Annotated in this window: 15 protein-coding genes; 4 read left to right on the top strand and 11 right to left on the bottom strand. The window is 74.5% G+C overall.

The features are described from left to right. Positions 1-43: 43 nt before the first annotated feature. Positions 44-676: an MBL fold metallo-hydrolase gene (locus HN031_RS11695; RefSeq protein ID WP_172270053.1), complete on the bottom strand. Its 633-nt coding sequence runs from the start codon at positions 674-676 to the stop codon at positions 44-46. Further along, the gene (locus HN031_RS11690; RefSeq protein ID WP_172270051.1) at positions 676-1794 is read right to left on the bottom strand and encodes an S-(hydroxymethyl)mycothiol dehydrogenase; all 1119 of its coding nucleotides are present in this window, start codon (positions 1792-1794) and stop codon (positions 676-678) included. Before HN031_RS11690 ends, HN031_RS11695 begins: the two co-directional genes overlap by 1 nt. Positions 1795-1940: 146 nt before the next feature. Between HN031_RS11690 and HN031_RS11685 the strand changes: the two genes are divergently transcribed. Further along, positions 1941-2498, top strand: a complete 558-nt coding sequence (locus HN031_RS11685) for a SigE family RNA polymerase sigma factor (protein ID WP_367650738.1) — start codon at positions 1941-1943, stop codon at positions 2496-2498. After that, the gene (locus tag HN031_RS11680) at positions 2495-3733 is read left to right on the top strand and encodes a hypothetical protein (RefSeq protein ID WP_172270049.1); all 1239 of its coding nucleotides are present in this window, start codon (positions 2495-2497) and stop codon (positions 3731-3733) included. Before HN031_RS11685 ends, HN031_RS11680 begins: the two co-directional genes overlap by 4 nt. On the opposite strand, the gene HN031_RS11675 is transcribed toward HN031_RS11680, so the two are convergent. Next, on the bottom strand, positions 3730-4344 hold the full coding sequence (locus HN031_RS11675) for a hypothetical protein (protein ID WP_172270047.1): 615 nt from the start codon (positions 4342-4344) through the stop codon (positions 3730-3732). The genes HN031_RS11680 and HN031_RS11675 overlap by 4 nt on opposite strands. A gap of 93 nt (positions 4345-4437) precedes the next feature. Between HN031_RS11675 and HN031_RS11670 the strand changes: the two genes are divergently transcribed. Beyond that, on the top strand, positions 4438-4845 hold the full coding sequence (locus HN031_RS11670; RefSeq protein WP_172270045.1) for a hypothetical protein: 408 nt from the start codon (positions 4438-4440) through the stop codon (positions 4843-4845). A 3-nt stretch (positions 4846-4848) separates the two neighbouring features. Continuing rightward, positions 4849-6390, top strand: a complete 1542-nt coding sequence (locus HN031_RS11665; protein ID WP_172270043.1) for a hypothetical protein — start codon at positions 4849-4851, stop codon at positions 6388-6390. A gap of 85 nt (positions 6391-6475) precedes the next feature. Here the strand turns inward: HN031_RS11665 and tsaD are convergent, their stop codons facing one another. The 8 genes from tsaD to HN031_RS11625 are packed head-to-tail and all read right to left on the bottom strand — an operon-like array spanning position 6476 to position 13515. Continuing rightward, complete coding sequence (gene tsaD / locus HN031_RS11660) at positions 6476-7522, bottom strand: tRNA (adenosine(37)-N6)-threonylcarbamoyltransferase complex transferase subunit TsaD (RefSeq protein WP_172270041.1); 1047 nt, start codon at positions 7520-7522, stop codon at positions 6476-6478. After that, entirely contained in the window at positions 7515-7970 is a 456-nt protein-coding gene (locus HN031_RS11655) for a GNAT family N-acetyltransferase (protein WP_172270039.1), read from the bottom strand. Before HN031_RS11655 ends, tsaD begins: the two co-directional genes overlap by 8 nt. Continuing rightward, entirely contained in the window at positions 7967-8605 is a 639-nt protein-coding gene (gene tsaB, locus HN031_RS11650; RefSeq protein WP_172270037.1) for a tRNA (adenosine(37)-N6)-threonylcarbamoyltransferase complex dimerization subunit type 1 TsaB, read from the bottom strand. The genes HN031_RS11655 and tsaB overlap by 4 nt, the downstream gene beginning before the upstream one ends. A gap of 10 nt (positions 8606-8615) precedes the next feature. Beyond that, positions 8616-9518, bottom strand: coding sequence for a tRNA (adenosine(37)-N6)-threonylcarbamoyltransferase complex ATPase subunit type 1 TsaE (gene tsaE, locus HN031_RS11645; RefSeq protein WP_172270035.1), 903 nt, complete (start codon positions 9516-9518; stop codon positions 8616-8618). Further along, a complete protein-coding gene (locus HN031_RS11640) occupies positions 9515-10582 on the bottom strand; it encodes an alpha/beta fold hydrolase (protein WP_172270033.1) in 1068 nt (355 codons plus the stop codon). Before HN031_RS11640 ends, tsaE begins: the two co-directional genes overlap by 4 nt. Then, the gene (gene alr, locus HN031_RS11635; RefSeq protein WP_253943058.1) at positions 10579-11751 is read right to left on the bottom strand and encodes an alanine racemase; all 1173 of its coding nucleotides are present in this window, start codon (positions 11749-11751) and stop codon (positions 10579-10581) included. The genes HN031_RS11640 and alr overlap by 4 nt, the downstream gene beginning before the upstream one ends. A gap of 8 nt (positions 11752-11759) precedes the next feature. Then, a complete protein-coding gene (locus tag HN031_RS11630) occupies positions 11760-13160 on the bottom strand; it encodes an NAD(P)H-hydrate dehydratase (protein ID WP_172270029.1) in 1401 nt (466 codons plus the stop codon). 1 nt (position 13161) lies between these two features. Beyond that, the gene (locus HN031_RS11625; RefSeq protein ID WP_172270027.1) at positions 13162-13515 is read right to left on the bottom strand and encodes a holo-ACP synthase; all 354 of its coding nucleotides are present in this window, start codon (positions 13513-13515) and stop codon (positions 13162-13164) included.

Genomic DNA, 13515 nt, shown 5'->3' with positions numbered 1-13515 from the left:
TGGCGCTCGCGCTGGGACGTCCCGCGCTCAGACGTTCCCGCCCTCACACGTTCGCGCGCTCGGCCCCGATCGTGGTGTCGGGACCGTGGCCCGTGTGCACCACCGTCTCGTCGGGCAGCTCGAGGAGCCGGCGACGGATGGAGTCCTTGATGAGGTCGGCGTCGCTGTAGGACCGGCCGGTCGCGCCCGGGCCGCCCTCGAAGAGGGTGTCGCCGGTGAAGACGCAGCCCAGGTCGTGGACGTAGAGGCAGACCGCTCCGGGCGCGTGGCCCGGAGTGTGGAGGACGGTGACCGCGGCGCCGCCGATGGTGAGGGTCTGACCGTCGGAGAGGTCGACGTCCCAGAGCTCGGCCCCCTCCTCGTCACCGCCGTGGGTCAGCTCCCACAGGGGGCGGTCGTCGGGGTGCAGCAGGATCGGGGCACCCGTGGCGACCCGCAGCGCGGGCGCGACGCGGACGTGGTCGTCGTGGGCGTGGGTGCACACGATCGCCTTCACCGCGCGACCCGCCACCACCTCGAGGATCGCCCCGACGTCGTGTGGCGCGTCGATGACGATGCACTGCTCGTCGTCGCCGACGACCCACACGTTGTTGTCGACGTCGAAGGTCTCCCCGTCGAGGGTGAAGGTGCCGGACACGACGGCGTGGTCGACGCGCACTCCACGAGGCCCGGCCATCAGAGCACCACCACCGAGCGCAGGACCGAGCCCTCGTGCATCTTGTCGAACGCGGCCTCGACGTCGCCGATGCCGATCTCCTCGGTGACGAAGGCGTCGAGGTCGAGGCGACCCTGCTGGTAGAGGTCGACGAGCATCGGGAAGTCGCGCGATGGCAGGCAGTCGCCGTACCACGACGACTTGAGCGAGCCGCCGCGACCGAAGACGTCGATGAGCGGGATGTCAGGGACCTTCATGTCCGGCGTCGGCACACCGACGAGCACGACGGTGCCGGCCAGGTCGCGGGCGTAGAACGCCTGCTTCCACGTCTCGGGCCGCCCGACCGCGTCGATGACCACGTCCGCGCCGCCCTCGTGGCCGGTGCCGTCCGGCGGCGGGGTCAGCTCGCGGATCGCGTCGACCGCGTCGACCTGCGACGAGTTCACCGTGTGGGTGGCGCCGAGCTTCTTCGCCGTCTCGAGCTTCCGGTCGTCGATGTCGACCGCGATGATCTTCGACGCACCGGCCAGAGCGGCGCCGGCGATCGCGGCGGCACCGACACCGCCGCAGCCGATCACCGCGACCGTCGAGCCGCGGCCGACGTTGCCGGTGTTGATCGCGGCACCCAGCCCGGCCATCACGCCGCACCCGAGCAGCCCGACCGCGGCCGCCCGCGCCGACGGGTCGACCTTGGTGCACTGTCCCGCCGCCACCAACGTCTTCTCCGCGAAGGCGCCGATGCCCAGCGCCGGGGAGAGCTCCGTGCCGGCGAGGTAGCCCTCGGCGAGCGTCATCCGCTGCGTCGCGTTGTGCGTCGCGAAGCAGTACCACGGCTCGCCGCGATTGCAGGCACGGCAGTCACCGCAGACGGCGCGCCAGTTGAGGACGACGAAGTCGCCCGGCTCGAGGCCCGTCACGTCGGGACCGACGGCCTCGACGACGCCCGCCGCCTCGTGCCCCAGCAGGAACGGGAACTCGTCGTTGATCCCGCCCTCGCGGTAGTGCAGGTCGGTGTGGCACACGCCGCACGCCTGCACCTGGACCACGGCCTCCCCCGGCCCCGGGTCGGGGACGTTGATCGTGGTGAGCTGCACCGGCTCGCCCTTGGCGAGCGCGACGACGGCCTTGACCTGCTGCATGGATTCCTCCTGCGCGACGGGGATCACGACGATGTTGCCTGCGTCTGTGGACGCCAGCCAACCAGATGCAACCCCACCGGCGTCGACCGCGTCCTCACCCCGACACGCCCTGCTCCCAGGGCGCGGAGTGAGGCAGGAGGTGGATGGTGACCGCGACACTCGTCGACATGGGTGTGCACCGGGGTGGGTCCGACAAGGACGCCGAGTTCTCGGCGTACATGTCCGCGCGCCAGCCGGCCCTCTACCGCACGGCGTACCTCCTCGCCGGCGACCACGCCTCGGCCGAGGACCTGCTGCAGGTCGCCTTCGCCAAGCTCTACCTGTCGTGGGACCGGGTCCGCGACCGGGAGGCGCTCGACGGCTACGTCCGCCGGATCATGGTCAACGAGAACAGCTCGCTGTGGCGCCGGGCGTGGAAGCGGCGCGAGCACACCACCGACACGCTGCCCGAGACCGGCACCCACGACGCGTACGACGACGGCATGGGCGGGGTGCTCTGGTCCTTCGTGCAGACCCTGCCGCCCAAGCAGCGGGCGGTGGTCGTGCTGCGCTACTACGAGCAGCTGAGCGAGGCGGAGATCGCCGACGCGCTCGGCATCTCCGTCGGCACGGTGAAGTCTCAGGCCAGCCGTGCCCTCGCCGGACTGCGCGCCCGCGCACCCCGGTCGCTCGACCCCTACGACTCCGGAGATGAAGCCCGATGAACGACGCTCCCCTCGAGGACCGGGTACACGACGGCCTGCACCGCCGCGTCGACACCCTGCAGCGCGCACCGCTCACGGTGACCGACGTCCGCACCCGGGCCCGCCGGATCCAGCGGGGTCGTCGGGCGGTTGCCGGTGCGGCCGTCGCCGCCGTCCTGGCGGTGGCCGTCCCGCTCGGCCTCGCCGCGACCGGCCCCACCCAGCGCAGCGACGTACCGCCGGCCACGGACCCGCCGGCCCCCGCGGTGGCGGGGACGGTGCGCATCGACCCGCGCAGCGCACCCGTCGGCGGCGCGTCTGCCGTCCCGCTCATCAACGTCGACGACCCGAGCCTCGTGGTCGACGGCGAGAAGACCCCGCTCCCCCGCGACTACCACCAGCTCACTCCCTACCTCGACGGCTGGGCGGGGCTCACGGTGAGCGACGAGCCGGCCGGCTGGATCCAGACCCTGCAGGTGCTCGACGCCGACTTCGGGGTCCTCGACGAGGCGACGTCGGCCAGCGTGCTGGCGGTCTCGTCGGACGCCTCGCGCCTGGCCTGGGCGGAGTACGACGGCGGTCGCTGGGTCCTGGTCGACCGGGCCGCCGACGGTGCGCGGGACGAACGGCGTACGCCGCTGCCGCTGGGCCCGGAGCAGGCAGACGTCCGCCCGGTCGGCTTCCTGCCGGGCGAGGCGATGGTCGTGTCCCGCACCGATCCCGCGACCGGCGACGAGTCCGCGCTCGTCGTCTCCCCGGACGGCGCGACGACGCCGGTGCCCGGCTTCATCCACCCCGGCTCCGCCGACCCCGTCGGCGGCCTGGTGAGCGGGCAGACCAGCTTCAGCGGGGACGGCTCGTGCTGGCAGGTCCGCGACGCCGTCACCGAGGGCGCCCCGGTGGTGTGGCGCACGTGCGACTACTCCGTGCTCGCCTTCAGCCCCGACGGCCGGCACGTCCTGGGCTTCACCGACTACCTGACGCCCGACGGCTCCCCGACCCTCGCGATCCTCGACGCGGCGAGCGGCGAGCGCGTGGTCGACTTCGAGCTCGCCGGCGCCCGCACCGGGGTCGTCGGGATCAACCCCGAGGTGGCCTGGGAGGACGACGACACGCTCGTCGCCGCCGTGGTCACCGGCGGCCGGCAGTACGCCGTCCGGCTTGGCCTCGACGGAACCGTCGAGCGCGTCGGCGGCGCCGGCGTCGAGGTGCGGCCCGGAGCCGTCGCCCTCAAGGTCGCCGCGGCCGCGGGCTAGTCGAGGTCGGTCTTGAAGGAGGCGAGCAGGCTGTCGATGACGCCCTGCTCCTCCTCCTCGGTCAGCGTCTCCGGTACGCCCTCGAGGTTGATCCGGATGATGATGAGCCAGGCGGAGTCGAGGAACATCGTGCCGAACGTGTGGACCCGCTGGGTGGGGTCCGACGTGGTGTCGACGACGTGCCACGCGGAGTACTTGCCGCCCGCGACGGCGTCGTCCTGGCGCACCTGGACCTGGCGTCCACCGTGCTCGCGGATCCACTCCCGGGCGTAGGCGTCCAGCGACGGGGCCATGGTGAGGCTCGGGGACAGCGTCAGCGAGCTCTGGCCGTCGCGGTATCCCTGAACGATCCCGAAGTCGCTGTTGCGCTCGTAGGTCGGCAGCGCCCGCATGCTGGCGCCGGGCACCTTGACCAGCTTGCCGTCGGCCGGCTCGACGACGGGCGTCGATGCGGGGGCGGGCGAGGAGGGCGACGGCGTCGACGGTGACGACGTGGCGCTGGTCGTGGGGTCCGAGGGCTCCTCCGCGGAGGACTGGCAGCCGGTGACGACCGCGAGCGCCAGGACGCCCACGCTCGCACCGACGAGACGACGGGATCCCCGAGCACGCATGGCGCGAGCCTACCGATCCCCGAAGATGCTGCCGGCGACAGATCGGCCACCTAAAGTGGTTTTGGTTCTGCGACCAGGGGGAAAGGACAGACCATGCTGCCGTTGGAAGACCGGGAACTGCTCAACCAGACCATGGTGGGGCTCAACATCGATCCCGAGACGATCTCCTCCCTGATGGCGTCCTTCGACAAGGCCGCCGAGGGTGTCGAGAGCAAGCCGATCACGCCGGTGCAGAGCTCGTCGTTCGGCGAGTCCTACACCGGGGGCTACCGCCTCGGGACCAATGCCGAGATGGCTCACAAGGCCGTCGCCGAGGAGCTCAAGAAGGTGGCCGCCGGGCTGCGCGGGATGGGCTCGTCGGTCGAGGCGTTCCGCAAGGACATGGAGACCACGACCGAGCAGACCACCGCCACGATGAACCTCATCCAGGCCTCCACGGACTGCGTGGCCGCGCCTGACTTCAGCTCCAACCAGTGCACCCTGCCGACCGAGGAGGACTGAGCCGTGACCAAGGGACCCAACCGCCTCGTCCTCGACCAGTACCTCGACTCCGCCGCCGAGGGCATGGTCCAGAACGCCGGCTCCGCCTGGAAGGACAAGGCCGACGACCTCCAGGTCCTCGGTGAGGCGCTCAGGCAGGCGGCCGGCCAGGCCGAGCTGCGCATCGGTGAGCAGACGATGACCGGCCCCGCGCTGCGTGCCGGCATGGAGGAGTCCTCCGCGTCGATCCTCACCAAGTCCGAGCAGCTCCGCGCCGCGGGCGAGGCGCTGCGCCAGGTCGGGCAGCAGCTCTCGGACGCCCGCGACGCCCGCGACGCCCTCAAGGACCTCGGCGAGAAGCCCGCGACCTACCAGGCCCCGGCCAACACCACCGGTGTGGAGCCGACCAAGGAGGAGCTCACCGCGCAGGCGGCGGCCTCGCAGGCGCGGCAGAACGAGCGCACCGCCTGGCAGAACGAGTACGACAAGCAGGAGGCGCGGGCGCTCGCCCTCACCAAGCAGATGGACGCGGCCTTCCTCGGGGCCATCCCGCCGATGAAGGACATCCACGGCGAGAAGGACCCGACCGAGCCGCCTCCCCACGTGCCCTCCGGTCCGCAGGGCCCCTACCTGCCCGGCACCCAGGCACCGCCGGTCACGGGCGGCGGCAAGGACGGCGACGGCGGCAACGACCCGACGCTGGTCGGCATGCCCGACCGCGACCCGGACAAGCCGGACCGCGATCCCGACCGCGATCCCGACCGGGACCCCGAGAAGGACCCGACCAAGGACCCGACCAAGGACCCGACCAAGGACCCGACGAGGGATCCCGTCATCGAGGGTCCGGGCCTCACCCCGACGACTCCCACCGGCCCGACCGGCCCCACTGGCCCGACCGGGCCCCTGACGCCGATCGGCCCCGAGGGCCCCACCACGACGGTCGGCGGCTCCTCGCAGACCGGTGTGACCTACCAGCCCGGCACCGGCGTCTCCGGGCCCGCGGCCTCCGTGGGCGCGGGCGGCGCGTCGGCCGCGTCCCTGGGGGCCGCGGGCGCAGCCGGTGCGGCGGGTGCCACGGCGGGTGGCATGTCCGGCGGGGCGGCCGGCTCCATCCGCCCGGGCCTCACGGCATCCAGCAGCAGCGCGAGCCCGGTCCGGGCCATCGGTGCCACGGGCCGCGCCGGCAGCGCAGGTGCGCTGTCGCGGCCCACGACGGCCGGCTCGGCGGGGAGCGCCTCCGCCCGCAGCGCGGGCGCCGCCGGCAGCGCGGCCTCCCGGGGCGCGGCAGGCTCGGCAGCCGGTCGCGGCGCGGCCTCGGGCAGCACCGCCGGTCGCGGCGGCGCGGGAGGTCGCGGAGCCGCCACCGGCTCCAGCGCGGGCTCCCGGTCGGGCGGTCGCGGCGCGAACGGCGCCGGCGGCGCCCGCAGCGCGGGTTCCGCCGGGTCCGGCGCGGGGGGTCGCGGCGGACGCAAGGGCGATCGCGACAAGACCGCCCAGCGCGACAGCCTCGTCTTCGACCAGGACTGGCTCGGCGACGAGGACGTCGCCCCCGGGGTGCTCGACTGAGACCGGTCGGCGCCACCGCCGGCACAGCTCCGTGACGCAGGTCCCCGCTCCCGGGCGGGGACCTTCGTCGTTCCCGGGGCGATGCCTAGGCGACGACGGTCGTGATCGGCTGCGAGGAGTCGGCCGGCAGGTCGAGCAGCGACGGCGTACGCCCCCGCGAGACCAGCTCGGCGCCGAGCGCGGCGACCATGGCCCCGTTGTCGGTGCACAGCCCCGGGCGCGGCACGCGGACCCGGATGCCCCGCGCGGTCGCGCGCTCCTGTGCCATCGCGCGGAGGCGGCTGTTGGCAGCGACCCCGCCACCGATGAGGATGTCCTCGATGCCGCGACTCGTGGCGGCGTCGATCGCCTTGCGGGTCAGCACGTCGCAGACCGCCTCCTGGAAGGAGGCGGCGACGTCGGCGACGTCGATGGTCGCGCCCGCGCGCTGCTGGGCCTCGACCCAGCGCGCCACCGCCGTCTTGAGCCCGGAGAAGGAGAAGTCGAAGCGGTGCCGCTCGAGGTCGCGACGGCTGGTGAGGCCGCGCGGGAAGTCGATGGCGACGCTGTTGCCGCTGCGCGCCTCCCGGTCGATGTGCGGGCCGCCGGGGAACGGCAGGCCGAGCAGGCGGGCGACCTTGTCGAACGCCTCCCCCGCGGCGTCGTCGATCGTGGACCCCATCGGCTCCACGCCGACCGTGACGTCGGAGACCTCCAGCAGGCTGGAGTGGCCGCCGGAGACGAGCATGGCCAGGCAGGGCTCCGGCAGCGGGCCGTGCTCGAGCTGGTCGACCGCGACGTGGGCGGCCAGGTGGTTGACGCCGTAGATCGGCTTGCCGAGACCGAGGGCGAGCGCCTTGGCGCTCGCGACGCCGACCAGCAGCGCGCCGGCGAGTCCGGGCCCGCTGGTGACCGCGACCGCGTCGATGTCGCTGAGCGCGATCCCGGCCGCGTCGGCGGCCCGCTCGAGGGTGGGCACCATGGCCTCGAGGTGTGCGCGGCTGGCGACCTCGGGCACGACGCCGCCGAAGCGGGCATGCTCCTCGACGCTGCTCGCGACGGTGTCGGCCAGCAGCGTGTGCCCGCGGACGATGCCGACGCCGGTCTCGTCGCAGGACGTCTCGATGCCCAGGACGAGGGGCTCGTCAGTCATGCGCCGTCGCCGTCTCCGCCCGGGCCGCGCCGGGGAGCCAGCGACACATCACCAGTGCCTCGGAGCCGTCGCGGTAGTAGTGGGGGCGTACGTCGATCACGCTGAACTGGCGCGCGACGTAGAACCCGAGCGCCGGCGCGTTGGACACGCTCACCTCGAGCAGCATCCGCGAGGCGCTCTCGGTGTCGACGAGCAGCTCCTCGAGCAGCCGCGAGGCGATCCCGGTGCGCCGCGCCGCGGGGCGTACGCCGATGCGCAGCAGGTCGACGATGTCGCCGGCCGTCATCGTCACGGCGTAGCCCGAGAGGTCGTCGGCCACGACGAACTTGCGCCCCGGGCCCTCGATCTCCTGGCGCACCAGCGCCTCGTTCCAGGCGTCGTCGCCGAAGAGCTCCTGCTCGAGCGCGACGAGGGCCGGCAGGTCGGCGAGGGTGGCGGGACGGATCACGAGACGGGCTTCCTTGGTGCGCCGGCGACCGCGTCGGGTCGCCGCAGGTAGAGGGGTTCGGGGTCGAGCAAGTCTACGAGCTCCGAGCTCACGCCCGCAGCCAACCAGCCGGCACCGGGCCGTGCCGGGGCGATCGCGTGCGGGAAGGCGTCGGGGTAGAGCCCGGGGCCCGCGCCGGCGACCGGGGCGTCGGTCGCCACCTCGGCGGGCCGGGTCACCACCGGGCCCTCGAGCCGGCGTCCGTCGGCGTCGTAGGAGGCGAGGTAGACCTCCTTGCGCCGGGCGTCCGTGGCGACGAGGAAGCTGCCGGTCGTCGCGCCGGTGCCGACCACCTCGAGCGCCACCGCGTCGAGCGAGCACACGCCGTAGACGGGGACCTCCAGCACGAGCCCGAGCGTGCGTGCGGTGACGACGCCGACCCGCAGGCCAGTGAACGGGCCCGGGCCCACGCCGACGGCGACGGCGGTGAGGTCCTGCCGCACGATGCCGGCGTCCTCCATGGCGCGGGCGATGAGGGGCGCGAGGTGCTCGCCGTGCTTCATCGGCTGCTCGGACGTGTGCTCCACGACGACCCGCTCGCCGTCGTGGAGGGCGACGGTCACCAGCGGCGTCGCGGTGTCGAAGGCGAGGAGCACGGCGTCGAGGTTACTGTCCGACGACCCAGCGGAGGGAAACGCGGCGGGGATCGAGCTCGTCGTCGGCCGGGCCGTCCCCGACGGCGCGCTCGATGAGCACCTCGAGGCGCGCCTCGGCCAGCGCCTCCGCGAGCCCGGCGCCCCACTCCACGACGGTCACCGCGTCCTCCAGGGAGGCGTCCAGGTCGAGGTCGTCGAGCTCGGCCAGGCCGCCGAGCCGGTAGGCGTCGACGTGGACGAGGTCCGGACCGCCCACCACGGACGGGTGCACCCGGGCGATCACGAACGTCGGAGAGGTGACGCCGCCCCGGACCCCGAGGCCCTCGCCGAGGCCCTGGGTGAACGTGGTCTTGCCCGCCCCGAGCTCGCCGGTCAGCACGACGAGGTCGCCGGCGGCGAGGCTGCGCCCGACCCGCTCCCCCAACGCCCGCATGGACTCCGCGTCGGGCGCCTCGAAGGAGGTCGTGAGGGCGAGCTCGAGCTCGACGTAGGGCGTCGACCGCGTCGCCTCGACGAAGCCGTGCCGCTGCCAGAAGGCGACGGTGTCGGGCAGCTCCTCGCGCGCGAGGACGACCACCCGCTCGCGTCCGACCGCGGCCGCGACCGCCTCCTGCACCAGCGCGGTCGCCACGCCCTTCCCCCGGGCGGCGGGCACCACGCCGAAGCGCCGCAGCCACAGGCTCTCCGCCCGCGGGTCAAGGACGACGCACCCCACCGGCCGGCCCTCGATCGTCGCCAGCAGGCCGCCGCGGGCGCGCAGCAGCCGCGCGACGGTGTCCACGTCCTCGCCGAGGGCGTCGGCCGGCGGGTCGAGCGCCGGGCGGGCGCCGAACGCCTCCCGGACCACGGCCAGGACGTCGGCCGCCGCCTCGGGACCGACACGTCGTACGACGACGTCCCTCGCGCCGCTCACGACGGGGTCCTCCCCTGGGCGAGCGAGATGAGGTCGTCGAGCTCCGCGGTCACCTGCTTGTGCCGCTCGAGCACGACCATGTGGCCCGCCCCGTCGCACTCCAGCAGGCTGGAGCCGGGGATCTTGCTGTGCAGCTTGCGGCTGTGACCGGTCGAGGTGATCTTGTCGGCGGTGCCGCAGATGATCGACGTGGGCACCCGGCTCAGCGGCTCGAGGTGGTCGAAGTGGTCGAGGGTCGCGAACGCCGGGTAGAAGTCGGCCACGACGGCGAACGGCGTTGCGTTGAGCATCGACATGACGAACTCGACGTAGGCGACGGGCACGTCGTCGTCGCCGAACGCGTAGCGGTCGGTCACCACGTCGGCCACCGCGCGGCCCCACGAGCGGGCCACGTCGACCACCCGGTGGCCGCGGTCGAGGGTGCGCACGGCGCGACCGACGAACCGCCCGCCGATGCCCAGCGGCAGCATCGGGAAGAGGATGCGGCCCGGGTCGAGACCGCCGGCGGTGGTGGCGATGAGCGCCGCTCCGACGACCTTGTCGCCGAACAGCTCGGGGTAGTGCTGGGCCAGCGAGACGACGCTCATCCCGCCCATGGAGTGGCCGACGACCACGCAGCGCCCGGGGACGGTGTCCTCGATGACCCGGTGCAGGTCGTGGCCGAGCTGCTCGAGCGTGCAGTTCTCCTCGCTCGAACGCCCCGACCGCCCGTGGCTGCGCTGGTCGTAGAACACCGTGCGGACCTGGCCGCGGTAGGCGGCGCGCTGGAAGTGCCAGCAGTCGAGGTCGAGGCAGTAGCCGTGCGCGAAGACGACGGTCAGGTCCTCGTCGGTGGGCTCGTGCCCCCCGAAGTCCTGCGGCTCGTCGATCTCCACGTGCAGGTCGAGGGCGTCGTCGGCGACCACCACCCGGGCCGGGCTGCGCAGCTCGCCGAAGGCGACGCGCTCCCCGGCGGCACGGTTGCCGATGATGCGGTTCTGCCGGGCGATGCCCACCGCACCCGCCGCCGCGGCCAGGCCGGCCGCTCCGACGACGGTGCCGAAGATGCGGCCCTTGATGCTCAACGCGTGGTCTCCTCGGTCTGGTGCTCGGTCAGGTGCTCGGTCACGTCGGTGTCGACGTGGCGGCGGGTGAGTCGGCCGCCGACCCGCGTCACGATCTCGTAGCTGATCGTGCCGACGGCCTCGGCCCAGTCCTGCGCGGTGGGCTCGCCCCGGTCGCCGGGACCGAACAGCACCACCTCGGTGCCGCTGGGCGGCAGCTCGCCGTGCAGGTCGACGACGAGCTGGTCCATGCACACGCGCCCGCGGATCGGGCGCCGGGAGTCCCCGACCCACACCGAGGCGGTGTTGCCCGCGGCCCGCGGGATCCCCTCGCCGTAGCCGGCGGGCACGACGCCCACGCTGGTGGCGCGATCGGCCACCCACGTGTGGCCGTAGGACACCCCGTCGCCCGCATCGATCGGCTTGCTCATGAGCAGCCGCGCCCGCACGGTCATCGCCGGCCGGAGCCCCAGCCGCGGGGTGACGCCCGGGGCCGGGTCGAGGCCGTAGGACGCGATGCCGCAGCGGACCAGGTCGAAGTGGGAGGACGGGCGCAGGACCGCCGCGGCGGAGTTGGCGAGGTGGGTCACCTCGGGGTCGAGGCCCGCGCGGTCCGCCGCCGCCAGCGCGTCGCGGAAGGCCGCCTCCTGGCGGTCGTTGGCCGGGTGCTCCGGCTCGTCGCTGGCCGCGAAGTGCGACCAGACCCCGGTGACGCTGATCCGCCCGGCGGACTCGTGGGCGGCCGCGGCGGTGAAGATGCGGTCCCACTCCGCGCGCGGGGCCCCGCCGCGGGACAGGCCGGTGTCGACCTTGAGCTGGACGCGCGCCGGCCCGGCGGCGGCGATCTCGTCGAGCTCGGCGACGGTGTAGGCGGTGACCTCCACGCCGGCCGCGACGGCGGCGGCGAAGTCGTCGCCGGGGGCGCTGAGCCAGCACAGCAGCGGGCCGGCGTCGCCGGCGGCGCGGAGGGCGAGGGCCTCGTCGATCGTCGCGACGCCGAGCCAGTCGGCGCCGCCGTCGCGGGCGGCCGCCGCGACCTCGACCATCCCGTGGCCGTAGCCGTCGGCCTTCACCACCGTCATCAGCTGCACCGGCCCGTCGACCGACACGAGGTCCTTGAGGACGCGGACGTTGTGCCGCACGGCAGCGAGGTCCACCACGATCTCGGCACGAGGCGCGGGACCGGTCATGGGAGCGATCATCCCCGATCCGCCAGCGTCTCGCGCACCACCTGCGGGATCTGGACGGCCACCCGGCTCGCCGTCAGCGGGCCGCCGTCGGCGGCCTCCGTGGCGGCGGCGCCGTGCAGCCAGGAGCCCACGGACGCGGCGTCGTACGGCTCGAGGCCCGCGGCGAGCAGCGCACCGATGAGGCCGGCGAGCACGTCACCGGCGCCGGCCGTGGCCAGCCACGGCACGCCGGTCGTCGTCACCCGGACCCGACCGGCGGGGTCCGCGACGAGGGTGTGGTGACCCTTGAGCAGCACGACGCACCGCCAGCGGTCGGCGGCGTCGCGGGCGTGCTGCAGCGGCGCTGCCTCGACGTCCTCGCGCGGCACGTCGAGCATGCGGGCGAGCTCGCCGGCGTGCGGCGTCAGCACGCAGCCCGGCAGCGGGCCGTCGACGTGTCGCAGGGCGTCGGCGTCCACGACCACGGGTACGCCGTCCGCGCGGGCGTCCCGGAGCATCCCTCCGGCGTCGTCCCCTCCGCCCGGGCCGACCACCCAGGCCTGGACCCGGCCGGCGCCGACGACCTCGGGGTGGAGGGTGCGCACGGTGTCGGCGACGTGCTCCGGGCCGACGTAGCGGACCATGCCGGCCAGCCCCGACGCGGCGCCGGACACCGCGAGCAGGGCCGCGCCCGGGTAGGTGCCCGACCCGGCGCGGACGCCGACCACGCCGCGGGTGTACTTGTGGGCGACCTGGCCGGGTCGCGGCAGCAGCCGACGCACGTCGTCGGGCTGCAGCGCCTCGACCGCCGGGGTGCCGAGCTCGCGGGGGTCCAGGCCGAGGTCGACGAGGTGCACCGCGCCGCTGGCGAGGGAGGCCGGGTCAGCGAGGTGGGCGACCTTGTGGGTGCCGAAGGTGACCGTCACGTCCGCGCGGACGTGCGGACCGTCGAGGCGACCGGTGTCGACGTCGACGCCGGACGGCACGTCGACCGCCACCACGGGAGTCCCGGCGACGTGCTCGAGGGCCGCGACCGCCTCCGGCCGCAGCCCGGGCCGGCCGCCGATGCCGACGATGCCGTCCACCACCACGTCCGGTGAGGCGTCGACCTCGCCGAGGTCGCGGGTCGCCCGGCCGCCGGCGGCGCGCAGGGCGGCCAGTCCCTCGCGGTGCACGCGGTCCGCGAGCAGCAGCGCCTCGACCCGCGCGCCGCGTCCGGCGAGCCGGGCGCCGGCCCAGAGCGCGTCGCCGCCGTTGTCGCCAGGGCCGACCAGCAGCAGCACGCGGCGGCCGTAGCCCCCGCCCAGCAGGTCGAGCACCGCCGCGGCCAGGCCGGCGGCGGCACGCTGCATCAGGGCTCCGTCGGGCAGCCGGGCCATCGCGGCGGCCTCCGCGCGGCGTACGTCCTCGACCAGGTGGGCGCGCAGCACGTCAGGACTCCAGCACCACGACCGCCGAGGCGATGCCGGCGTCGTGGGACAGGGACACGTGCACGTGGGCGACGCCCAGCGCCTCCGCGCGGGCCGCGACGGTGCCGCGGATCTCGAAGCGCGGGCGGCCGGTGTCCTCCGAGACGATCTCGGCGTCGTGCCACGCCATCCCGACCGGCGCGCCGAGCGCCTTGGCGATGGCCTCCTTGGCAGCGAACCGAGCCGCCAGCGAGGCGGGCGGTCGTACGGACTCGGCCTCGGTGAACAGGCGCCCGCGCAGGCCCGGGGTGCGCTCGAGGGACCGGACGAAGCGGTCGATGTCGACCACGTCGATGCCCACGCCGATGACCGGCAC

The sequence above is a fragment of the Nocardioides sp. zg-1308 genome (assembly GCF_013155375.1).
Taxonomy (GTDB): Bacteria; Actinomycetota; Actinomycetes; order Propionibacteriales; family Nocardioidaceae; genus Nocardioides; species Nocardioides renjunii.
The sequence above is the reverse complement of the archived record's forward strand: the minus strand, read 5'-3'. Positions and strand labels throughout refer to the sequence as shown.